The organism is Klebsiella pneumoniae complex sp. WS1778, from assembly GCF_049472055.1.
Taxonomy (GTDB): Bacteria; Pseudomonadota; Gammaproteobacteria; order Enterobacterales; family Enterobacteriaceae; genus Klebsiella; species Klebsiella quasipneumoniae.
This window is the reverse complement of the sequence record NZ_JBKGTJ010000004.1, coordinates 249,962-272,785: the sequence shown is the minus strand read 5'-3', so window position 1 is coordinate 272,785 and position 22,824 is coordinate 249,962. Positions and strand designations below refer to the sequence as shown.

Sequence of the window (22,824 nt, the reverse complement as noted above, 5' to 3'; positions counted from 1 at the left end):
TAAGGTTGAAGGGTAGAAGTTATGATGCGTAATATGCTGCAGGGCAAGCTCCACCGCGTAAAAGTGACGCAGGCTGACCTGCACTATGAAGGTTCCTGCGCCATTGACCAGGACTTCCTGGATGCGGCCGGTATTCTGGAGAATGAAACCATTCACCTCTGGAACGTCACCAACGGCAACCGTTTCTCCACCTACGCCATTGCCGCCGAGCGGGGCTCCAGAATCATCTCCGTTAACGGCGCCGCCGCGCACTGCGCCAGCGTCGGCGATATCCTGATCATCGCCAGCTTCGTCACCATGTCTGACGAAGAGGCGCGCCGCTGGCAGCCCAACATCGCCTACTTCGAAGGCGACAACGAAATGAAGCGCCAGGCAAAAGCGATTCCGGTGCAGGTCGCCTGATGACCACGGCGCTGCGCCGAAGTTTACCCCTGCGGCTGGTTACTGATCAGCCGCGACATCGTCTCCAGCGAATCCGTGCGTAAGATATATAACCGCTTTAGCAGAAACGGATTGTCCCCCGGCTTCACCTTCCCTCGCACCGTCGTCACCGCCATATGAAACCCGGCGTCATTCGCCGCCTGCACCGCCGTGGCGTTATACCCGCCGAAGGGATAGGAAAGGTAGAGCACATGTGGATTAAACTGGCTCAGCGCCCGGCGCGAGCGGGCAAAATCAAACAGAATATTATGGTAGTTGCGGCTGAATAAGATCGGCCGCCGGCTGGCGTCTACCCGGTGGAGAAAGTGGGTATGCGACTGAATGTCAAAGACATCCTGGATCTGCCGGAGCTCAGAAATGCTCATGAACTGCAGCGATTTCGGATCCCATTGCTGTGGATGACGCTTAATACGCGATGAAATAATAAAGGCGGTGGCGTGGAAGCCATACTGTTTCAGCACCGGATAGGCGTAGCGATTTACCGATTTCAAGCCGTCATCGAAGGTGATGGCGACTGCCCGCGCCGGAAGGTTGATTTTATTGCGCACGTAGCCTTCCAGCTGATAGAGGGTCAGCGTGGTATAACCCTGATCCCGCAGCCAGGTCATCTGGTTATTGAAGGCGCGTACCGAGGTGGTGGTCGAGGTATGGCGGAAACGGGTGTTCTCTTCGTCACGCAGAATATGGTGATAGGTCAGCACGGGGATCCCGTTATCCTCCTGCGCATCCAGACTGCTGACCCACGCCAGTCGGTCGCCAATGCGGATCTGAAACCAGGTCTGATTGAGCCGGTCCTTCAGCTTGCTGAGGATCGGATAGCGCAGATTATTGGCCAGCGTGCCGAACGGCGCGCTGCTCACTGAGGGAGCGTCATAGAGCGGCGTATCTTTCCAGGTGAGTAAATTCTGGTTACTCAGCGGCTTATTGAGATCCCCAAGACGGTCCTCCACCCGCTGCTTACCCTGCACTGGCTCCAGATGGCCCTTGTCAATAAACCCGGTGCCGAAGCCGAAGCGAAACTCATAGTAATCAGCCGCCGTCGGGACAACCGCGAGGATTTGCCCGGCACGCACATTGCCGACGCTGACCACATGGTTCCCCACCTGCGCCCAGATAACCGCGTCTTCGGTGGTTTGCATATAGCGCACAGGCTTGCCCTGCTGGCTAAGCAGACTGGCGGAGGCGCTGAGTGAGGTCAGTAAAAGAAGCAGAGTAAAAAATCGGGCAAGCATGCGCATCGAACCGGTAAACCATCAACGGCGGTTATTGTAACAAAAGCGGCATCTGTCCCGCTGCTTAATTTCCAAAGGTATCATGACGCAACCGGAACGGGGGGTTCTTCTGCTGCTGATGCCACAGGCTGCTTACCATCGGACCGCCCGCGCTGACGATAGCCTGGCGAAACGCCTCGCTGCTTAACGTATTCCGCAGCAGATACATTCGCTCAAGTAATGAATAGCTGACGCCGGAGATCACTTCGCAGTGGGTATGTTTGTGGCTCATCAGCGCCGCGGCCCGATAAGGCGACGCGCCGGTTCTGTCGGTAAGGAAAATGACCCCGTCCCCGGAGTCGGTGGCATGCAGCGCATCGCACATCATCCGGCTCAACATATTGCTGCTGAGATTGCGCCAGTAATTGACCGCCCGGCACTGGGCCAGTGGACCAAATTTTTGTTCAAGACGATCCAGCATCTCCTGCGCCAGCTCATCGTGGCAGGTAATGACCCAACCAAGCATGCTTCCCTCCTTAGCCAGCCAACAATGTAGCAAGGGGAAGATGGCGTATCGGTGATGGCGGTCAAAGATAAGCGGTTAGCGCTTCGCGTATTGGCGTCCGGAAGCGCTAACCGTGATGAGTATCAGCTACGCAGGCCGCGGCCGCGCTGGATTAACGACCAGCAGAGGAGATAGAAGGCGACGATGAAGACCACCAGCACCGCAAAGGTGGTCACCAGCGGCACATCGTTGATACCGAGGAAGCCGAAGCGGAAACCGCTGATCATGTAGACGATGGGGTTCAGATGCGACAGCCCCTGCCAGAACGGCGGCAGCAGGGTCAGCGAGTAGAACACCCCGCCGAGATAGGTCAGCGGCGTCAGCACAAAGGTCGGGATCAGGCTGATGTCATCGAAGGTCTTGGCAAACACCGCGTTCAGCAGCCCGGCCAGCGAGAACAGCACCGCGGTAAGGAGCAGCGTCAGGGCGACAAACAGCCAGGAGTGAACCTGGAACGGCACAAAGAACAGCGACACCGCGGTCACCAGGATGCCCACGCACAGCCCGCGCGCCACCCCGCCGCCCACATAGCCGGCGATAATCACGTGCGTCGGCACCGGTGCCACCAGCAGCTCCTCAATGTTGCGCTGAAACTTGGCGCTGAAGAACGACGAGGCGACGTTGGCGTAAGCGTTGGTGATCACCGCCATCATGATCAGGCCCGGCACGATAAACTGCATATAGGTAAAGCCATGCATCTCGCCGATGCGCGAGCCGATCAGGTTGCCGAAAATCACGAAGTACAGGGTCATGGTGATCACCGGCGGCACCAGCGTCTGCACCCAGATGCGCATAAAACGGTGGATCTCTTTGGTCCAGATGCTTTTCAGCGCGACCCAATAAAGCTGCATCATGCTGACTCTCCTTTTCGCTCATGCACCAGGGTGACAAACAGCTCTTCCAGACGGTTGGCTTTGTTACGCATACTCAGTACCTGCACCCCCTGGGCGCTCAGCTGCGCGAAGACGCTGTTAATCCCCTGCTCGCGCAGGACCTCCACTTCCAGCGTCGAGGTATCGACCAGCTGATACTGGTAGCCCTCGAGCTTCGGCACCGGGCTTTTTGGCGCGAGGTCGAGAATAAAGGTCTCTGACTTCAGCTTCGACAGCAGCGCTTTCATCGAGGTGTTTTCCACCAGCGTACCGTGCTGGATGATGCCGATGTTGCGGCACAGCATTTCGGCCTCTTCGAGATAGTGGGTGGTCAGAATAATGGTGGTTCCGCGATCGTTGAGATCCTTGAGGAAGCCCCACATCGAGCGGCGGAGTTCGATATCGACGCCGGCGGTCGGCTCGTCGAGGATCAGCAGCTTCGGCTCATGCATCAACGCGCGAGCGATCATCAGGCGGCGCTTCATCCCGCCGGAGAGCATCCGCGCGCGTTCGCTACGTTTTTCCCATAGATCGAGCTGTTTTAAGTACTTTTCGCTGCGGGCGATGGCTTCTTTACGCTCAACGCCGTAGTAGCCCGCCTGGTTAACGACGATCTGCTGCACGGTCTCGAACGGGTTAAAGTTAAACTCCTGCGGCACCAGGCCAAGCTGGCGCTTGGCGTTGACGACATCTTTCTCCAGATCGTAGCCAAAGACATTGACCTGACCGGAGGTTTTGTTCACCAGCGAGCTGATGATGCCGATCGTCGTGGATTTTCCCGCCCCGTTCGGGCCCAGCAGGGCATAGAAATCCCCCGCTTCAACCTGCAGGTCGATTCCCCGCAGTGCCTGAACCCCGCCGGGGTAGGTTTTTTTGAGCTGTTTTAATTCCAGAGCAATGGTCATTAAATATCTCTTCTCGTGTCATGACACGTCATTAACCCGCCTGACTGACGTTTGCGCTGTACTCGCGCGGCCAGCGCATCTGCAGCCTGAAGTATCACGGGTTAAGATGGTTTTAAAAAAGGTGAGCTTACCCTATATTAGCGCAACGCACTTACTTGGTTACAGGCCGATAACGTCCATGAATGATATAGATACACTCATCAGCAACAATGCACTATGGTCAAAAATGCTGGTGGAAGAGGACCCCGGCTTTTTTGAGAAACTGTCGCAAACGCAGAAACCGCGCTTCCTGTGGATTGGCTGTTCTGACAGCCGCGTTCCCGCTGAGCGACTCACCGGCCTGGAGCCAGGCGAACTGTTTGTGCATCGTAACGTGGCGAATCTGGTGATCCACACCGACCTCAACTGCCTGTCGGTGGTACAGTATGCCGTCGATGTCCTTGAAGTTGAGCACATCATTATCTGCGGCCACTACGGCTGCGGCGGCGTGCAGGCGGCGGTGGAGAACCCGGAGCTGGGGCTCATCGACAACTGGCTGCTGCATATCCGCGATATCTGGTTTAAACACAGCTCGCTGCTGGGGGAAATGCCGGAGGAGCGCCGTCTGGATACCCTTTGTGAACTGAACGTGATGGAGCAGGTATACAACCTGGGACATTCGACGATTATGCAATCGGCGTGGAAGCGCGGACAGAAAGTCACCATCCACGGCTGGGCATACGGTATTCACGACGGACTGCTGCGCGATCTGGATGTGACCGCCGTGAGCAGGGAAACCCTCGAACAGCGCTATCGCCACGGGATCTCCAACCTCAAGATCAAGCACATCAACCACAAATAGCCTTCAGACTTAGCCGCTCAGGCGCGAGCGGCGCGCGCCTGAGTGGAATATTCCCTTACTCGTCCAGCAGGGTGACTTTGCCGATATACGGCAGATGGCGGTAGCGCTGAGCGTAGTCGATACCGTAGCCCACCACGAACTCGTCCGGAATGGCGAAACCGACGAACTCAACCGGGACATTCACTTCACGGCGGCTTGGTTTATCCAGCAGCGTACAAATGGCCAGCGACTTCGGCTCGCGCAGGCTGAGGATCTCACGCACTTTAGACAGGGTATTGCCGGAGTCGATGATGTCTTCCACGATCAGTACGTCTTTACCACGGATGTCTTCGTCCAGATCTTTGAGGATTTTCACATCACGGGTGGTGGACATGCCGCTGCCGTAGCTCGAGGCGGTCATAAAATCGACTTCATGCGGCACCTGCACTTCACGGCACAGGTCGGCCATGAACATAAACGAGCCGCGCAGCAGCCCCACCAGCACCATTTCGCTGCCGCTGTCCTGATAATGTTCGTTGATTTGACGACCCAGTTCCGCGATGCGCGCTTTGATCTCGGATTCCGGGATCATCACTTCTACAGTATGTTTCATAAGACTAACCATTTGATTCTAAATATAAATCATCAAAGCCGCTGCTTTCGCCCCGACGATGACCGGCAAGCCATCCAGTATACCAGCAAAAAGAAATCTGCGGTGCAGGGATTAATAAAGCCATATTTGTGATTCCGATCACACTTGTTAAATCCTATAATTAATTGCAGTTAAAAAATTAACAAACACATGAGTAACTTTCTATGGCTGAAACAAAGTCTCAACAATCAAGGCTCCTGGTGACGCTGACTGCGCTATTTGCAGCGTTCTGCGGCCTCTATCTTTTAATCGGCGGAGCATGGCTGGTCGTGCTTGGCGGCTCCTGGTACTACCCCATCGCCGGTCTGGTGATGCTGGGCGTGACCGTGATGCTGCTGCGCGGCAAGCGCGCTGCGCTGTGGCTGTACGCCGCACTGCTGCTGGCGACCATGATCTGGGGCGTCTGGGAAGTCGGCTTCGACTTCTGGGCGCTGACGCCGCGTAGCGACATCCTCGTCTTCTTTGGTATCTGGCTGATCCTGCCTTTTGTCTGGCGTCGTCTGCCGGTGCCTTCCGCTGGCGCCGTAGGCGCGCTGGTCGTCGCCCTGCTGATCAGCGGCGGCATGCTGACCTGGGCTGGTTTTAACGACCCGCAGGAGATCAACGGCACCCTGAGCGCCGACGCCACCCCGGCCGCGCCGATCTCCAACGTTGCCGACGGCGACTGGCCGGCCTATGGCCGCAACCAGGAAGGTCAGCGCTTCTCCCCGCTGAAGCAGATTAACGCCGACAACGTGAAGAACCTGAAGGAAGCCTGGGTGTTCCGCACCGGCGACCTGAAACAGCCGAACGATCCGGGTGAAATCACTAACGAAGTGACACCGATTAAAGTCGGCGACACGCTCTTCCTGTGTACCGCCCATCAGCGCCTGTTCGCGCTTGACGCCGCCACCGGTAAAGAGAAATGGCATTTTGACCCGCAGCTGAACGCCGACCCGTCATTCCAGCACGTCACCTGCCGCGGTGTCTCGTATCACGAAGCGAAAGCGGATAACGCCCCTGCTGACGTCGTGGCCGACTGTCCGCGCCGCATTATCCTGCCGGTGAACGATGGTCGCCTGTTCGCAGTAAACGCCGACAACGGTAAGCTGTGCGAAACCTTTGCCAACAAAGGTATTCTCAACCTGCAGACCAACATGCCAGTGACCACGCCGGGCATGTATGAACCCACTTCCCCGCCGATTATCACCGATAAGACCATCGTAATTGCCGGCGCAGTCACCGATAACTTCTCTACCCGTGAGCCGTCAGGCGTGATCCGCGGTTTTGATGTGAATACCGGGAAACTGCTGTGGGCCTTCGATCCAGGCGCGAAAGATCCGAACGCCATCCCAAGCGATGAGCATCACTTCACGCTCAACTCACCGAACTCCTGGGCGCCTGCCGCCTACGACGCCAAACTGGATCTGGTCTATCTGCCGATGGGCGTGACCACTCCGGATATCTGGGGCGGCAACCGCACGCCGGAGCAAGAGCGCTATGCCAGCTCGATTGTCGCGCTGAACGCCACCACCGGTAAACTGGCCTGGAGCTACCAGACCGTCCACCACGACCTGTGGGATATGGACATGCCTTCTCAGCCGACGCTGGCTGACATTGAAGTCAATGGCAAAACCGTGCCGGTCATCTATGCTCCGGCGAAAACCGGCAACATCTTCGTGCTGGATCGTCGTAACGGCGAGCTGGTGGTCCCGGCCCCGGAAAAACCGGTCCCGCAGGGCGCCGCCAAAGGCGATTATGTGGCCAAAACCCAGCCCTTCTCCGATCTGAGCTTCCGTCCGAAGAAAGATCTGACCGGCGCGGACATGTGGGGCGCCACCATGTTCGACCAGCTGGTGTGCCGCGTGATTTTCCACCAGATGCGCTATGAAGGTATCTTTACCCCGCCGTCTGAGCAGGGCACCCTCGTCTTCCCGGGTAACCTGGGGATGTTTGAATGGGGCGGCATCTCCGTCGATCCGAACCGTCAGGTGGCTATCGCCAACCCAATGGCGCTGCCGTTCGTCTCTAAACTGATCCCACGCGGCCCGGGCAACCCAATGGAACCGCCGAAAGATGCGAAAGGCTCAGGCACCGAGTCCGGCGTGCAGCCGCAGTACGGAGTCCCTTACGGCGTCACCCTGAACCCGTTCCTGTCGCCGTTCGGCCTGCCGTGCAAACAGCCGGCATGGGGCTATATCTCCGCGCTGGATCTGAAAACCAACGAAGTGGTATGGAAAAAACGTATCGGTACTCCGCAGGATAGCCTGCCGTTCCCGATGCCGGTGAAACTGCCGTTCACCATGGGTATGCCGATGCTGGGTGGGCCGATCTCCACGGCGGGTAACGTCCTGTTCATCGGCGCGACCGCGGATAACTACCTGCGCGCGTACAATATGAGCAATGGTGAGAAACTGTGGGAAGCCCGTCTGCCAGCCGGCGGCCAGGCGACTCCGATGACTTACGAAGTGAATGGCAAACAGTATGTTGTCATCTCTGCCGGCGGTCACGGCTCGTTTGGTACAAAAATGGGCGATTATATCGTCGCCTATGCGCTCCCGGATGAGGCGAAATAAAACGCAAAACGGCAACGAAAGTTGCCGTTTTTTTTGTCTTTATCCCCTATTTCCACGCGCCAGGGCTATACCGCCCTAAACCGTGAATCCCAACATCATCCCGGTGTCTTCATGTTCCAGCAGGTGGCAGTGGGCCATATAGGCAAACTCCTTCGGCGCCGGATGATCAAACTTCACTAATACTTCACTCACGTCCCCTTCCACACGAACGGTGTCTTTCCAGCCGCTACGATGCGCCGCTGGCGGCTTGCCGTTTTCGCTAAGGATGCGGAACTGGGTGCCGTGAATGTGGAACGGATGTAGCATCATGTCGCCCTTGCCGGAGATGACCCAGCGTTCATACTCTCCTCTGGCGGCGGCAAACATCGGCACATTCATGTCGAAGGCTTTGCCGTTGATGCGGTTGGCGTTATGGAAATCAAACCCCTTAGCCGACGACATACCATGATTCATGCCGGACCCGTGGTTCATGTTGCTCATGTCGCCGTGGTGCATACTCCCCATGTCGCCCATCCCGCCGTGCCCCATCATGCCGTGATCCATTCCGGCCATCGCCTGATCGCCATATTTCTCCATCAGCGCCTGCATGCCCATCCTGTCAAGCATCGGATCCATCGACAGCTGGAGCTGACGCTGCGTCAGCCCCGTCAGGGACGGTAGCGCCGGCAGAGCGGCCAGGGTATCCAGCAGCTTACCGGAGGCAGGAATAACCAGCGGCTGGACGCGCAGTACCGGCTGTGGTTTATCGAAAGGCGCAATGGCCATGCCCATCTGGCTCACCGGCAGGGTCACCAGATCAAAAGGTTTACCGTCGCTGGTGTCCACCAGCACCTCAAAACGCTCCCCCATCAAGACCGGCAGTTCATTGACCTTCACCGGCTCCGCCAGCAGACCGCCGTCGCTGGCCACCACGTACAGCGGGCGCTTATCGCTGGTCGCAAAATTGAGGGAACGGGCATTACAGCCGTTCAGCAAGCGCAGACGTAGCCAGCCGCGCGGGGCGGCATGTTCAGGATAGAGAGCGCCATTGGTCAACAGCGTATCGCCAAACCAGCCGACGGCGGCGCTCATGATATCCAGCTGATAATCAATTTCGCCAGCGGCGGTAAACTTCTTGTCCTGTACGATAACCGGTACATCATCGATTCCCCACTGCTTCGGCAACAGCAGGCGTCCGCTCTCTTCATCCTCGATCAGCACCAGCCCCGCCAGCCCCATCGCCACCTGCCGACCGGTGGTCCCGTGCTGATGGGGGTGAAACCAGCAGGTGGCCGCCCGTTGCGTTGGCGTGAAGCTCACCGTCCGAGTGGAGCCCGGGGCGATAACCCCCTGCGGTCCCCCGTCGACCTCGCCCGGGACCTCCAGACCATGCCAGTGCAGCGTGGTCTCTTCTGCCAGCTGGTTAGTAATGTCCACCGTGATGGTCTTCCCCTGCGTCAGCTGCAGCGCGGGCCCCAGCAGCGAGCCGTTATACCCCCAGGTGGTGGCGTTCATCGCGCCAAACTGCGTTTTGCCCGCCTGGATGGTCAGCGCGATACGGTTGCGCGCATCGGCCGTCAACAGCGACGGTACCGGCAGGGCCGGGCGACTGGCTGCAAAGACCGCACGGCTCCAAAGCGGTAACGCGCTGGCCATGCTGACCGCGGCGGTCAGTTTGAGGAAGTCTCGACGTTGCATATTCACATCCTTTTATTCTGCGGGCGAATATTTGAGCTTAAACCCTACCGTAACGGGAAGGTCAAGCAGAAGAGTGAGAATAAAGATCGGCGCTGTGTAAAGAAGTATGCTAATTTGAAGCGTCGGTGATCTAACGGTAGAAAAAATGAAGACGCTTTTCAGAACAATGGTACTCGGCAGCCTGCTTACTCTCTCCGCCAACAGCTACGCGCTCAGCGAATCCGAAGCGGAAGACATGGCTGATTTAACCGCGGTTTTTGTGTTTCTGAAAAACGACTGTGGCTACCAGAACCTGCCCAACACGCAGATCCGGCGCGCCCTGGTGTTCTTTGCCCAACAGAACCAGTGGGACCTGAGCAACTACTACAGCTACAACATGAAAGCGCTTGGCGAAGACAGCTATCGCGATCTCAGCGGCATTAACCTTCCGACGGCGAAAAAATGTAAAGCGCTGGCCCGCGATTCACTTAGCCTGCTGGCTTACGTCAAATAATTTCCCGCGCGGGCGGCAACGCGCCGCGCTTTTCCCCTCCTCACCCGCCTCTAATATTTACCATTATTATTTTATATAAAATAAACCTTATATATATCGCAATACATAAATCCAATAAATAAATTAAACCCGCACTAACAGCCTTTCCAGAAAAAACAATAAAATATCCCTAATGATATATTGCAAAATAAAAAACAGCCTTTTAGAATCCGTTGAAAATATATCTACTTCATGGACTGAAATTGTGAATATCTCGCTGACTCTTCGTATTATTCCACTCGCCGCTATGTTATTAGCCGGCTGTAGCAATACCGCCTCTCGCCAGCAGGTAAAACCGCTCACCACTCCGCTAACGTCACAGCAGCAGGCAGAACAGGAGCGCGCGGCTAGCGAACAAGTGCGTATTGAATCCTGCCGACAGGCGCTGGACTCGCTAAAAGAGGTTAACCCACAGCAGGCAACCAAACTTAGCAATGACTTCAATGCCTTAGTGCGTGCGGCATCACAATACAACAGCGTGCGCGAGAAAGTGGCGGATCCCACCCGGCTTGGCATTGACTCCATGTATCAGTTTAAATCCATCAAACTATGCGCCGATATCCAGAAAACGCTGATCGATAGCCTGGTACAGCGGGGTGAAAGCAAACAGCCATGAACAGAGCCGCCACGCTGACCCTCAACGCGCCCCTGCTGATGCTCGTCGCGGCGCTGGCGCTTTCAACACCGTTCTTCGCCGGCGCCGCGCCGGCGTTTCTTGACTACGCCCAGCAGCAAACCCAGGCGCATGAAAAAAGCGATACTGCAACCGCAAAGCAAACGTCAGGCGGTCGTCAAAATGCGGATAATAAAAAAAAGACGCCTAATACCGCACAATTGCAAAAAAGAATCGCCAGCCAGCAGGCGACCATTGAGCAAAAAGATAAAACTATTCAGCAATTAAAAAAACAGCTTGCTAACACTCCGGCCACCGAAACCTCCATCGCGAATGAGCAAGCGGCATTAAATAACAAAATAAAAGAATTACAGGTCGCCTTAACCGCCGCCACCGCGAAAAATGAGGCGTTAATAAAAAAAGAAAGCACAGCCCAGAATTCTATTCTGCAGCAAAGTCAGGCCGCCGCGCTGCAGCAGATCCAACAATTAACGTCACAGCTTCAGCAAGCCGAAGCTGAAAATAAACGGCTCAGCGCCATCCTCACCGCTCTGAATACGGATAAACAGACGCTCGCTACCCGGTTGGCCGCGATGGAAAAAGCGCAGCAGGCCGCTCCTGACCACGCAAAAGCCCTCGCCGCCGACAAGCAGTCGTTAACCACCCGGCTGGCCGTGATGGAAAAAGAGAAGCAGACCGCTCTCGACCAGGTCAAAGCCCTTAACGCCGATAAACAGTCGCTGACAAACCGGCTCGCCGCGGCAGAGAAGACGCAGCAGACCGCCCTCGAGCAAGTCAAAGCCCTTAACGCCGATAAGCAGTCGCTGACAAACCGACTCGCCGCGGCAGAGAAGACGCAGCAGACCGCCCTCGACCAGGTCAAAGCCCTTAACGCCGATAAGCAGTCGCTGGCTAACCGGCTCGCCGCGGCAGAGAAGACGCAGCAGACCGCCCTCGACCAGGTTAAAGCCCTTAACGCCGATAAGCAGTCGCTGACAAACCGGCTCGCCGCGGCAGAGAAGACGCAGCAGACCACCCTCGACCAGGTTAAAACCCTTAACGCCGATAAGCAGTCGCTGGCTAACCGGCTCGCCGCGGCAGAGAAGACGCAGCAGACCGCTCTTGATCAGGTCAAAGCCCTTAATGCCGATAAGCAGTCGCTGGTTAACCGGCTCGCCGCGGCGGAAAAAGCGCCATCGAGCCGCGCCGATGCCGCCGTGGCGGCAAAAGATGAGCCCCCCGAGATGGCGGCCATAGTGGCGGCCTATCGCCTGCAGGCGGACAAAGATAACGCCCAGCTGCGGATGAAAGAGGATGAAATCCAGCTGCTGCGGACGCAGCTGACGGTCCCGCCGAGAAATACCACCGGCAAAACCGCCGCCAAACTCAGCGCGCCAGGTGAACAGCAGGCTTACGCCATCGGCGCCTCGATGGGTACAGAGGCGCTTAATGTCCTCACGACTCGTCGCACTCAGGGGGTTAACGTCGACGCCGACCTGGTGCTGCAGGGCATCGAGGATGCCTTCAGCGGCCAGCTTCGCCTCGGCGAACAGGAGCGTAACAAAGCGCTGTTTGACATTTCACAGCAGGTTTTCCAGAACCTGAATAAAATCGAGCAGAAAAACATCAGCGCCGGTCAGAAATACCAGCAGGCATTTGCGCGCAAAAAAGGTGTGGTCTTCAAAGAGGGCGTCTACAGCCGTATCGATTACCCGGGTAAAGGAAAAATTAGCGGCAACGATCTGGTGACCGTGGTGATCAAAGAGATGCTGACGGACGGAACGGTGATCAATGATATGGAGACGAAAGATCAGGCGCTTACCCAGAAACTGGATGCCTATCCCCCGGTATTTCGCGGGCCGCTGAAGCGCCTGCAGAACCACGGCTCCGTGACGCTGGTCGTCCCGCCCGACAAAGCCTATGGCAGTAAAGGGTTGCCACCGAAGATCCCCCCAGGCGCCACCATGGTCTATTCCGTGCGGATAGTGGATAGCCAACCCGCGCCGGCAAAATAGCCCTGTCTCCCCACCGCCCTCTCCGGGCGGTGCTGTTATTCCTGCCGCATTGCTGCAATAACCGCCGTGCATCCTCATCTATAGTTGTCTATGATGTTGCACTCGTTTTACGGGTGTAACAGATGTTAACGAAGGAGGAGCCTCACCGTGGCCGATAATCCACTGTGGCATGAAACGCTGCATGACCATTTTGGTCAGTACTTTAGCGTTGATAACGTGCTGTACCACGAAAAAACCGATCATCAGGATCTGATCATCTTTGACAACCGCGCCTTTGGCCGGGTAATGGCGCTGGATGGCGTCGTGCAGACCACCGAACGCGATGAGTTTATCTATCACGAAATGATGACCCACGTGCCGCTGTTGGCTCACGGCAACGCGAAGCATGTCCTGATCATCGGCGGCGGCGATGGCGCGATGCTGCGCGAAGTCTCTCGTCACCGCAGCATCGAAAGTATCACCATGGTGGAAATCGACGCCGGAGTGGTCTCATTCTGCCGCCAGTACCTGCCCAACCATAGCGCCGGCGCCTATGACGATCCGCGCTTTACGCTGGTGATTGATGATGGCGTCAATTTTGTTAACCAGACGACGCAAACGTTTGACGTGATCATTTCGGACTGTACCGATCCTATCGGCCCGGGGGAAAGCCTCTTCACCTCGGCTTTTTATGAAGGCTGCAAACGCTGCCTGAAGCCGGGAGGAATTTTCGTTGCACAGAACGGCGTCTGCTTCTTGCAGCAGGACGAAGCGGTGGGCAGTCATCGTAAGCTGAGCCACTATTTTCGCGACGTCAGCTTCTACCAGGCGGCGATTCCGACCTATTACGGCGGGATCATGACCTTTGCCTGGGCGAGCGACAACGAGGCGCTGCGCCATCTTTCCAGCGAAATCATTCAGGCGCGCTTTCACAAAGCCAACCTGACCTGCCGTTACTACAATCCGGCAATCCATACGGCGGCCTTCGCCTTACCACAATATCTGCATGATGCTCTGTCCGCACCGTGAAGCGAAATAAGGGGGTGAACTAAATTGAAAAAATTGAAGCTGCACGGCTTTAACAACCTGACCAAAAGCCTGAGTTTTTGTATCTACGATATCTGTTACGCCAAAACGGCAGAAGAGCGCGACGGCTACATCGCCTATATCGACGAACTCTATAACGCCAATCGCCTGACAGAGATCCTGACCGAAACCTGCTCTATTATTGGCGCTAATATCCTGAATATCGCCCGCCAGGATTATGAACCCCAGGGCGCCAGCGTGACCATTCTGGTTAGCGAAGAGCCCGTCGACCCGCGGCTTATCGACCAGACCGAACACCCCGGCCCGCTACCTGAAACCGTGGTCGCCCATCTCGATAAAAGCCATATCTGCGTGCATACCTATCCGGAGAGCCACCCGGAAGGCGGTCTGTGCACCTTCCGCGCCGATATCGAAGTCTCTACCTGCGGGGTTATTTCACCGCTCAAAGCGCTGAACTATCTGATCCACCAGCTGGAATCGGACATTGTAACCATTGACTACCGCGTGCGCGGCTTTACCCGCGACATCAATGGGATGAAGCATTTTATCGATCATGAAATCAACTCAATTCAGAACTTTATGTCTGACGATATGAAGTCGCTGTATGACATGGTCGACGTCAACGTTTATCAGGAAAATATCTTCCATACCAAAATGTTGCTTAAGGAGTTCGACCTTAAGCATTACATGTTCCATACCCGACCGGAAGAGTTGACCGCTGAAGAGCGCAAGGTCATTACCGACCTGCTGTGGAAAGAGATGCGCGAGATTTACTACGGCCGCAATATTCCTGCCGTGTAATGCCTCAAATGCCCGGCGGCGCTTGTGCTTGCCGGGCCTGGGTTCTGCGCCGGCTGGTAGCCGGGGCAAGGTACTCGTCGCGACCCGGGGATGTGCCCTGCGCACGCGACGCTTAGCAAGGCTACGCTTTTCCGCAGCCCGGCGCAAAATAAGTCATCAACGCTGCTGCATAAATTCACGATAGGCGGCAACTACCTGCAGGAAATCCTCAATGCCGCACAGAGAGAGGCTTTCTTCATCGTAGTAGCTCATCCCCTCCTCGATTTCGTCGCCGGAAAATTCCAGCTGATTGGCGCGGATCATCACCTCTTCGCCATCCAGCCACAGCGTATATTCATGTCCGGCACGCTGCCAGGAACGTTCACTGCCTTTCACGGTGCGCGCAGCCTGCTCCACTTCGTCAAGCAGAGCAAGATTGTCTTTCACCTCCTCGTTGAACCAGTGGCCAATCGCCTCGTGATCCATCGACATTCGCACCTTTACCACTCCGGTAATATCGCGCAGAAATTCGTAGTCCATCGTCTTTTCCTCTGCAAGGGCAATGCGTCACCGCTGCACTGTACCCATGGAGTAATTATCGCAGCAGACCGAAAGAAAAAAAGCGTAACAGGCAGGAGGTTTGGAAATAAAAATGCCCGGTGATGCAATGTTCACCGGGCATTGAGGAGTTTGTAGCCAAACGGTCAGCTGGGCTGACCGAATGGTTTTACACCGCGGTCTGGAAGATCACGCCGTCAGCTTTTTCAGTGTACTGATCCAGCTGGTTGAAGTTCAGATAGCGATAGGTATCTTCCGCTGTCTTATCCACCTGAGCCACGAAGGTCTGGTACTCTTCCGGCGTCGGCAGTTTACCGAGCAGAGAAGCTACCGCCGCCAGTTCGGCAGAGGCCAGATAGACGTTAGCGCCGGTACCTAAACGGTTCGGGAAGTTACGGGTAGAGGTGGAAACCACCGTCGCGCCGTCGGCCACGCGCGCCTGGTTACCCATACACAGGGAACAGCCAGGGATTTCGATACGCGCCCCGCTCTTACCAAATACGCTGTAGTAACCTTCTTCGGTCAGCTGCGCGGCGTCCATACGGGTTGGCGGCGCCACCCACAGGCGAGTCGGCAGTTGGCCTTTGTGGCTGTCCAGCAACTTACCGGCGGCACGGAAGTGGCCGATGTTGGTCATGCAGGAGCCGATGAACACTTCGTCGATCTTCTCGCCCTGCACATCAGACAGCAGGCGGGCATCGTCCGGATCGTTCGGCGCGCACAGGATCGGCTCTTTGATATCCGCCAAATCGATGTCGATTACTGCCGCGTATTCCGCGTCAGCATCGGCTTCCAGCAGCTGTGGATCCGCCAGCCATTTTTCCATACCCTGAATACGACGCTCCAGAGTGCGGCGATCGCCGTAGCCTTCGGCAATCATCCACTTCAGGAGGACGATGTTGGAGTTCAGATACTCAACGATCGGCTCTTTGTTCAGCTTGATGGTGCAACCTGCAGCAGAACGTTCAGCAGAGGCATCGGTCAACTCGAATGCCTGCTCCACTTTCAGATCCGGCAGGCCTTCAATCTCAAGGATGCGGCCAGAGAAGATGTTTTTCTTACCTTTCTTCTCAACGGTCAGCAGGCCCTGCTTGATGGCGTACAGCGGGATAGCGTGAACCAGGTCGCGCAGCGTGATCCCCGGCTGCATTTTACCTTTGAAACGCACCAGCACCGATTCCGGCATATCCAGCGGCATCACGCCGGTCGCGGCGGCGAAGGCCACCAGACCAGAGCCCGCCGGGAAGGAGATCCCGATGGGGAAACGGGTATGGGAGTCGCCGCCGGTACCCACGGTATCCGGCAGCAGCATGCGGTTCAGCCAGGAGTGGATAACGCCATCGCCCGGACGCAGTGAGACGCCGCCGCGGTTCATAATGAAGTCCGGCAGAGTATGGTGCGTGGTGACGTCAACCGGCTTCGGATAGGCTGCGGTGTGGCAGAAGGACTGCATCACCAGGTCAGCGGAGAAGCCCAGGCACGCCAGATCTTTCAGTTCATCACGGGTCATTGGACCGGTGGTGTCCTGAGAACCGACGGAGGTCATTTTCGGCTCGCAGTAGGCGCCCGGACGGATACCGGCAACGCCGCAGGCGCGGCCAACCATTTTCTGCGCCAGAGAGAAGCCGCGGGTGCTTTCCGCCACGTCTTTCGCCTGACGGAAGACATCGCTGTGCGGCAGACCCAGCGCTTCGCGCGCTTTGGTAGTCAAACCGCGACCAATGATCAGCGGGATACGGCCGCCGGCGCGCACTTCATCGATCAGCACATCGGTTTTCAGCTCGAAGCTGGCCAGCAGTTCGTTGGTTTCGTGGTTACGCACTTCGCCTTTGAACGGGTAAACGTCAATCACGTCGCCCATGTTCAGGTTTGACACATCCACTTCGATAGGCAGCGCGCCTGCATCTTCCATGGTGTTGAAGAAGATTGGCGCGATTTTGCCGCCCAGGCACAGGCCGCCGCCACGCTTGTTCGGCACGTTCGGGATATCGTCGCCCATAAACCACAGCACCGAGTTGGTGGCCGATTTACGTGAAGAGCCGGTCCCGACCACGTCGCCAACGTAGGCCAGCGGGTAGCCTTTCTGCTGCAGGGCTTCGATCTGTTTGATCGGGCCAACCACGCCCGGCTGATCCGGTTCAATGCCTTCGCGGGCGTTTTTCAGCATCGCCAGGGCGTGCAGCGGGATATCCGGACGCGACCAGGCATCCGGCGCCGGAGACAGGTCATCGGTGTTCGTTTCGCCAGTCACCTTGAAAACGGTAACGGTGATTTTTTCTGCCAGCTGCGGGCGGTTCAGGAACCACTCAGCGTCGGCCCAGGATTGCATGACCTGTTTTGCGTGCTCGTTACCTGCTTTCGCTTTCTCTTCCACGTCGTAGAAGTTATCGAACATCAGCAGAGTATGGGAGAGCGCTTTCGCGGCGATCGGCGCCAGTTTCGCGTCGTCCAGGGCATCGATCAGCGGGTGGATATTGTAACCGCCCTGCATGGTGCCCAGCAGTTCAACGGCTTTTTCAGGGGTAACCAGGGGGGAGGACGCTTCGCCTTTGGCGATCGCGGCAAGGAATCCAGCTTTAACATAGGCGGCTTCGTCAACGCCCGGCGGTACACGATTAATCAGCAGGTCTAACAGGAATTCTTCTTCGCCCGCAGGCGGGTTTTTCAGCAGTTCTACCAGCGCGGCCATTTGGGTTGCATCTAAGGGTTTGGCAACAATCCCCATGGCGGCACGCTCAGCTACGTGCTTACGGTATTCTTCTAGCACGACGGTTCTCCTCGCTTCTCATTGTCATAATGCGGCCTACACGTCTTCAATCAATCTGCTTCGGTATTGGCAGTTTGCCGCCTTGACGCATCTTGAAGGATTTAGTGGCTGGGCGATTTTCTTCACGCTCCTGTGAGACAGCAGTTTGTAGGGTAAATGCCCGATACCGCGTCGGCAGCATAGCAGGATTTTTGAAAGGTGTTAATCTGTTTACAAAAAAGCAACATTAAAATTTAGCTGAATCGTTAAGGGCAGGATATTGCAGGCTTTCTGTTCAAATCCCGCGACAAAAATTCCTTTCCACGTACAACGCCATGGGCCGATCCCAACAATCATCAATAAAAAGCCATACCGCTTACTTATACTCAGCAAACGCGCCGTTTTCGCCGATACTTTAGCGAGATGGGTAACTTTTTGGGTCAGGAGCTTCTATGTCACTGCCGTTCAAACCCCATATTATCGCCCTGCTCTGTAGCGCTGGTTTACTCGCGGCGGCGGGAACACTCTATGTGCAAAGCCGTACTCCAGAGACGGTCACTGAGCCGACGGCGCAGGCTGCGTCGGCCCCCACTCCAGCCACACAGCCAGTCGCCGCGCAGCCGGTAGCCACCACCTACACCCAGGCGCAGATTGATCAGTGGGTTGCCCCCATCGCGCTCTATCCGGACAGTCTGCTGTCGCAGGTGCTGATGGCCTCCACCTACCCGGACAACGTCATGCAGGCGGTGCAGTGGTCCCAGGATAATCCCTCCATGAAAGGGGATGCCGCCGTTCAGGCTGTTGCCAGCCAGCCGTGGGATCCCAGCGTTAAATCGCTTGTCGCTTTCCCGGCCCTGCTGGCGATGATGGGCGAGAATCCGCCCTGGGTGGAAAATCTGGGTAATGCGTTTTTGGCCCAGCCGCATGATGTGATGGACTCGGTGCAGCGTCTGCGTGCCATCGCCCAGCAGACAGGGACGCTGAAATCTACGCCGCAGCAAAAAGTGATTGTCGCCGCAGCGGCGCCTGCGCCGGCCTCCACCTCGAAAAGCAGCACGGTAACAACGTCAACGACCAGCGCGGCGGCGCCCGCACCGACGCAGGTCATAAAAATAGAACCGACCGATCCACAGGTGGTCTATGTTCCCAACTACAACCCCTCCACCGTCTATGGTACCTGGCCGAACAGCGCCTATCCTCCGGTCTATCTGCCGCCGCCTCCCGGGGAGCAGTTTACCGATAGCTTCGTCAAAGGCTTCGGTTACAGCCTGGGCGTGGCGACCACCTGGGCGCTGTTCAGCAGCATCGACTGGGATGATGATGATGACCACCACCATCACGATGACGACTACCACCGCGGCGATTACTCGCATAACGGCGATAACATCAATATCAATGTGAATAACTTTAACCGCATTACCGGACAAAACCTGCCGGGCGACCGCGTAAACTGGCAGCACAACCCCGCCTATCGCGGTCACGTGCCATACCCCGATAATACCGTCGCCCAGCGCTTTCATCAGGCCAACGTATCCGGCGGACTGAGCGCGACCCAGCATGCGCCGGTCGATCGTGAGGCGCAGCGCCAGGCGGCGATGACCCAGCTTCAGCAGCGCAGCGCGTCGACCGCCACGGCGGGCAACCTGGCGGCAAACACCGCCTCGCGCGATGCCCAGCGTCAGGCGGCCTCGGCGCAGTTGAAACAAGCCACCCAGCGCAGCAACTACCGCGGTTACGACAGCGAGCCGACATCGACCCAGCAGCGTCGAGACGCGGCGAAAGCGCAGTTGAAAAACCCGACGCCGCAGCAACAGCAGCGTAGGGAAACCATTAAGAGCCGCGAGCAGAATACTACACCGCAGCAGCAACAGCGCCGGCAGCAGCTCCAGTCTGCCACGCCAGCCCAGCGTCAGCAGACGGTCAGTCATCTGCGCGCCAGCGCCCTTAGCGGCAACGAAAGCCGCGCCCCCTCCTGGCAAGCGCAGCAAGAACGGGGACGGCAGAGTCGTCAGTTTTCCAGCGTAAACCGCGAGCAGCGCGACGGCGCCAGAGAGCGTCTTTCTGAACACCATGAACTACGCCGCCGCTGAGGATGAGCAGAATGAGAAACCCATTACCAATTGCCCTGTTCACGTTAATGCTGTCGCCGCTTGCCGCCTTCGCCCAGCAGCAGTATGCCACCCCCGAGCAGGCCGCAAACGCGCTGGCCGAGGCGATCGGCCAGCAAAATGATGCGGCGCTGAGTGAAGTGCTTGGCGATAACTGGCAGCATTTTTTACCCCCCGACGGGATCGACCCCACTGCCGTCGACCGCTTCCAGCGCGACTGGCAGGTGAAACATGTGATTGTGCAGCAGGGTGAAAAAGCCTGGCTCGACGTCGGTAGCGAAGCATGGCGGCTGCCAGTCCCCATCGTCAAAGCATCCCAGGGCTGGCGCTTTGATATGGCCGCTGGCGAAGAAGAGATCCTCACCCGCGCTATCGGCCGTAATGAACTATCGGCGATAGCCGCCATGCATGCCTACGTTGACGCCCAGCAGGATTACTATCAACTGAACCACCGCTGGGCGCAGAAAATCATCAGTAGCGAAGGCAAAAAAGATGGTCTGTACTGGCCCACCTCGCCGGGCGAAGCGCCAAGTCCGCTTGGGCCAGCCTTTAGCCCGACGGTTCCCGGCAGCGGCTACCATGGCTACCGCTTCCGCATTATCACCGGTAGAGATGAGCAGAGCGTCGCCTTGCTGGCGTGGCCTGTGGCGTGGGGGGAAACCGGCGTGATGAGCTTTATGATCGATCAGCACGATACGGTTTATCAGGCCAATCTCGGTGAAGAGAGCGCGGCAAAGGCCCAGGCGATAACGCGCTTTGCCCCCGACGCTGACGCCGGCTGGCAGGTGGTCAATCCATAAAAAAACGCCCGGTTACGTATACGCAACCGGGCGTTTTCATTCACTTAGCCCTGGTGGGGCATCAGCGACGGATCGCCGGCAAAGGCTGGTTTCGTACTGGACAATGCCGATTCGTCAGCGCTGATGCTGCCGGAATTCGCCGCCCATACTCCTTCACTGGTCTTGGTCACTTGCTGATGCTGAGCATTCAGATCCTGGCCCATCGCCGCAATATGGGTCGTTTCCGTACCACCGCTGTTATCCGCCCACGGAATCGTGGCGTCAGCCGCGCAGGCGACACCGGATAAGCACGCTGCTGCGACCAGCGCTGTGGTTAAAAAGCGTTTCATCACACACCTCATTGATATCGTTAACTACCTATAAGTTTACAGAGTGACTATTTACAAAGTATGTATGAGGTGTAGCGGTTTATGAATAGCGACATAGTTCTAAACATCAGGCATAAAAAAAGCGGCTCCGGGAGCCGCTTATGCTTTTTGCCTGAAAGAAAAAGTTACTTTTTCTTCGCTTTGGCGTTCGGCAGGTCGGTGATGCTGCCTTCGAATACTTCTGCCGCCAGGCCAACAGACTCGTGCAGAGTCGGGTGAGCGTGGATAGTCAGCGCGATGTCTTCAGCGTCACAGCCCATCTCGATAGCCAGGCCGATCTCACCCAGCAGCTCGCCGCCGTTGGTGCCGACAATCGCGCCGCCGATAACACGGTGGGTCTCTTTGTCGAAGATCAGTTTGGTCATGCCGTCTGCGCAGTCGGAAGCGATAGCACGGCCGGAAGCAGCCCACGGGAAGGTGGCGGTTTCGTAGCTGATGCCTTTCTCTTTCGCTTCTTTCTCGGTCAGACCCACCCATGCCACTTCTGGCTCGGTGTAGGCGATCGATGGGATCACTTTCGGATCGAAGTAGTGCTTCAGGCCGGAGATAACTTCTGCGGCAACGTGACCTTCGTGGACGCCTTTGTGCGCCAGCATCGGCTGACCGACGATATCGCCGATAGCAAAGATGTGCGGCACGTTGGTGCGCATTTGTTTGTCAACGCGGATGAAGCCACGATCGTCAACTTCCACGCCCGCTTTGCCTGCGTCGAGGTTTTTACCGTTCGGTACGCGGCCGATAGCCACCAGCACGGCGTCGTAACGCTGTGCTTCCGCCGGCGCTTTTTTGCCTTCCATGGAAACATAAATACCGTCTTCTTTTGCTTCAACGGCAGTCACTTTGGTTTCCAGCATCAGGTTGAATTTCTTGCTGATGCGTTTGGTGAAGACTTTCACCACATCTTTATCGGCAGCCGGGATGACCTGGTCGAACATTTCAACCACGTCGATCTCTGAACCCAGCGCATGGTATACGGTACCCATTTCCAGACCGATGATACCGCCGCCCATGACCAGCATGCGTTTCGGCACAGATTTCAGCTCCAGGGCGTCGGTGGAGTCCCATACGCGCGGATCTTCATGCGGAATAAATGGCAGTTGAATCGGACGGGAGCCCGCCGCGATGATGGCGTTGTCGAAGTTGATCACGGTTTTGCCGTTTTCGCCTTCCACTTCCAGGGTGTTAGCGCCGGTGAATTTACCCAGACCGTTAACCACCTTCACTTTACGCCCTTTGGCCATGCCAGCCAGACCACCGGTCAGCTGAGTGATGACTTTTTCTTTCCAGGTGCGGATCTTGTCAATGTCAGTTTTCGGTTCGCCGAAAACGATGCCGTGTTCGGCCAGCGCTTTCGCTTCTTCGATAACTTTTGCCACGTGCAGCAGCGCTTTAGAAGGGATACAACCCACGTTCAGGCACACCCCACCGAGGGTGCTGTAACGTTCTACGATGACGGTTTCCAGACCTAAATCAGCGCAACGGAAGGCTGCAGAGTAGCCTGCAGGACCTGCCCCAAGTACCACGACCTGAGTTTTGATTTCAGTACTCATCATGACCTCTGTAATTTATATCCGGCGGGT

At 56.8% G+C, this 22,824-nt stretch carries 21 protein-coding genes; 10 read left to right on the top strand and 11 right to left on the bottom strand.

Going from position 1 to position 22,824, the window contains the following annotated elements:
* The first annotated feature begins 21 nt into the window (after window positions 1–21).
* Window positions 22–402 (top strand): aspartate 1-decarboxylase, encoded by a 381-nt coding sequence (gene panD, locus ACLEXF_RS19630; protein ID WP_004204397.1) that lies wholly within the window; start codon window positions 22–24, stop codon window positions 400–402.
* 23 nt (window positions 403–425) lie between these two features.
* Here panD and ACLEXF_RS19625 read toward each other — a convergent pair whose 3' ends face one another.
* The 4 genes from ACLEXF_RS19625 to ACLEXF_RS19610 all read right to left on the bottom strand — a co-directional run bounded on the left by ACLEXF_RS19625 (window position 426) and on the right by ACLEXF_RS19610 (window position 3,994).
* The gene (locus tag ACLEXF_RS19625; protein WP_017901163.1) at window positions 426–1,679 is read right to left on the bottom strand and encodes a polysaccharide deacetylase family protein; all 1,254 of its coding nucleotides are present in this window, start codon (window positions 1,677–1,679) and stop codon (window positions 426–428) included.
* A gap of 58 nt (window positions 1,680–1,737) precedes the next feature.
* On the bottom strand, window positions 1,738–2,178 hold the full coding sequence (locus ACLEXF_RS19620) for a PTS sugar transporter subunit IIA (RefSeq protein ID WP_407259924.1): 441 nt from the start codon (window positions 2,176–2,178) through the stop codon (window positions 1,738–1,740).
* Window positions 2,179–2,300: 122 nt separating this feature from the next.
* Window positions 2,301–3,071, bottom strand: coding sequence for an ABC transporter permease (locus tag ACLEXF_RS19615; RefSeq protein WP_004204389.1), 771 nt, complete (start codon window positions 3,069–3,071; stop codon window positions 2,301–2,303).
* The gene (locus tag ACLEXF_RS19610; RefSeq protein WP_004204387.1) at window positions 3,068–3,994 is read right to left on the bottom strand and encodes an ABC transporter ATP-binding protein; all 927 of its coding nucleotides are present in this window, start codon (window positions 3,992–3,994) and stop codon (window positions 3,068–3,070) included. The genes ACLEXF_RS19615 and ACLEXF_RS19610 overlap by 4 nt, the downstream gene beginning before the upstream one ends.
* Window positions 3,995–4,172: 178 nt before the next feature.
* Here ACLEXF_RS19610 and can point away from each other — a divergent pair, with 178 nt between their 5' ends.
* Window positions 4,173–4,835: a carbonate dehydratase gene (can, locus tag ACLEXF_RS19605; protein WP_004204385.1), complete on the top strand. Its 663-nt coding sequence runs from the start codon at window positions 4,173–4,175 to the stop codon at window positions 4,833–4,835.
* Between the two features lie 55 nt (window positions 4,836–4,890).
* Here the strand turns inward: can and hpt are convergent, their stop codons facing one another.
* Window positions 4,891–5,427, bottom strand: coding sequence for a hypoxanthine phosphoribosyltransferase (gene hpt, locus ACLEXF_RS19600; RefSeq protein ID WP_004204384.1), 537 nt, complete (start codon window positions 5,425–5,427; stop codon window positions 4,891–4,893).
* 4 nt (window positions 5,428–5,431) lie between these two features.
* Window positions 5,432–5,551 carry a hypothetical protein gene (locus ACLEXF_RS19595; RefSeq protein WP_032426021.1) on the bottom strand — a complete coding sequence of 40 codons (120 nt, stop codon included), beginning with the start codon at window positions 5,549–5,551 and terminating at the stop codon, window positions 5,432–5,434.
* A gap of 79 nt (window positions 5,552–5,630) precedes the next feature.
* Between ACLEXF_RS19595 and ACLEXF_RS19590 the strand changes: the two genes are divergently transcribed.
* On the top strand, window positions 5,631–8,021 hold the full coding sequence (locus ACLEXF_RS19590) for a glucose/quinate/shikimate family membrane-bound PQQ-dependent dehydrogenase (protein WP_023319745.1): 2,391 nt from the start codon (window positions 5,631–5,633) through the stop codon (window positions 8,019–8,021).
* Window positions 8,022–8,096: 75 nt separating this feature from the next.
* Here the strand turns inward: ACLEXF_RS19590 and cueO are convergent, their stop codons facing one another.
* Window positions 8,097–9,698: a multicopper oxidase CueO gene (gene cueO / locus ACLEXF_RS19585; RefSeq protein ID WP_064183572.1), complete on the bottom strand. Its 1,602-nt coding sequence runs from the start codon at window positions 9,696–9,698 to the stop codon at window positions 8,097–8,099.
* 145 nt (window positions 9,699–9,843) lie between these two features.
* Here cueO and ACLEXF_RS19580 point away from each other — a divergent pair, with 145 nt between their 5' ends.
* The 5 genes from ACLEXF_RS19580 to speD all read left to right on the top strand — a co-directional run bounded on the left by ACLEXF_RS19580 (window position 9,844) and on the right by speD (window position 14,685).
* Entirely contained in the window at window positions 9,844–10,191 is a 348-nt protein-coding gene (locus ACLEXF_RS19580) for a YacC family pilotin-like protein (RefSeq protein ID WP_423265806.1), read from the top strand.
* Between the two features lie 244 nt (window positions 10,192–10,435).
* The gene (locus ACLEXF_RS19575) at window positions 10,436–10,846 is read left to right on the top strand and encodes a hypothetical protein (protein WP_407259925.1); all 411 of its coding nucleotides are present in this window, start codon (window positions 10,436–10,438) and stop codon (window positions 10,844–10,846) included.
* A gap of 674 nt (window positions 10,847–11,520) precedes the next feature.
* Entirely contained in the window at window positions 11,521–12,858 is a 1,338-nt protein-coding gene (locus ACLEXF_RS19570; protein ID WP_370510478.1) for an FKBP-type peptidyl-prolyl cis-trans isomerase N-terminal domain-containing protein, read from the top strand.
* Window positions 12,859–13,005: 147 nt separating this feature from the next.
* Window positions 13,006–13,866: a polyamine aminopropyltransferase gene (gene speE, locus ACLEXF_RS19565; RefSeq protein WP_032455562.1), complete on the top strand. Its 861-nt coding sequence runs from the start codon at window positions 13,006–13,008 to the stop codon at window positions 13,864–13,866.
* 24 nt (window positions 13,867–13,890) lie between these two features.
* Complete coding sequence (gene speD, locus ACLEXF_RS19560; RefSeq protein ID WP_023319740.1) at window positions 13,891–14,685, top strand: adenosylmethionine decarboxylase; 795 nt, start codon at window positions 13,891–13,893, stop codon at window positions 14,683–14,685.
* 156 nt (window positions 14,686–14,841) lie between these two features.
* Here the strand turns inward: speD and yacL are convergent, their stop codons facing one another.
* Together yacL and acnB are read right to left on the bottom strand one after the other, a co-directional pair.
* Window positions 14,842–15,204, bottom strand: coding sequence for a protein YacL (yacL, locus tag ACLEXF_RS19555; RefSeq protein WP_023319739.1), 363 nt, complete (start codon window positions 15,202–15,204; stop codon window positions 14,842–14,844).
* A gap of 187 nt (window positions 15,205–15,391) precedes the next feature.
* Window positions 15,392–17,989 (bottom strand): bifunctional aconitate hydratase 2/2-methylisocitrate dehydratase, encoded by a 2,598-nt coding sequence (gene acnB / locus ACLEXF_RS19550; RefSeq protein ID WP_017901168.1) that lies wholly within the window; start codon window positions 17,987–17,989, stop codon window positions 15,392–15,394.
* 431 nt (window positions 17,990–18,420) lie between these two features.
* On the opposite strand from acnB, the gene ACLEXF_RS19545 reads away from it, so the two are divergent.
* Together ACLEXF_RS19545 and ACLEXF_RS19540 are read left to right on the top strand one after the other, a co-directional pair.
* Window positions 18,421–20,058 carry a DUF3300 domain-containing protein gene (locus ACLEXF_RS19545; RefSeq protein WP_208692607.1) on the top strand — a complete coding sequence of 546 codons (1,638 nt, stop codon included), beginning with the start codon at window positions 18,421–18,423 and terminating at the stop codon, window positions 20,056–20,058.
* Window positions 20,059–20,069: 11 nt separating this feature from the next.
* Window positions 20,070–20,876 (top strand): DUF2950 family protein, encoded by an 807-nt coding sequence (locus tag ACLEXF_RS19540; RefSeq protein WP_080936181.1) that lies wholly within the window; start codon window positions 20,070–20,072, stop codon window positions 20,874–20,876.
* Between the two features lie 44 nt (window positions 20,877–20,920).
* Here the strand turns inward: ACLEXF_RS19540 and ACLEXF_RS19535 are convergent, their stop codons facing one another.
* Entirely contained in the window at window positions 20,921–21,205 is a 285-nt protein-coding gene (locus tag ACLEXF_RS19535) for a hypothetical protein (protein ID WP_004204367.1), read from the bottom strand.
* Window positions 21,206–21,369: 164 nt separating this feature from the next.
* On the bottom strand, window positions 21,370–22,794 hold the full coding sequence (gene lpdA, locus ACLEXF_RS19530; protein ID WP_002888731.1) for a dihydrolipoyl dehydrogenase: 1,425 nt from the start codon (window positions 22,792–22,794) through the stop codon (window positions 21,370–21,372).
* Window positions 22,795–22,824: the final 30 nt, after the last annotated feature.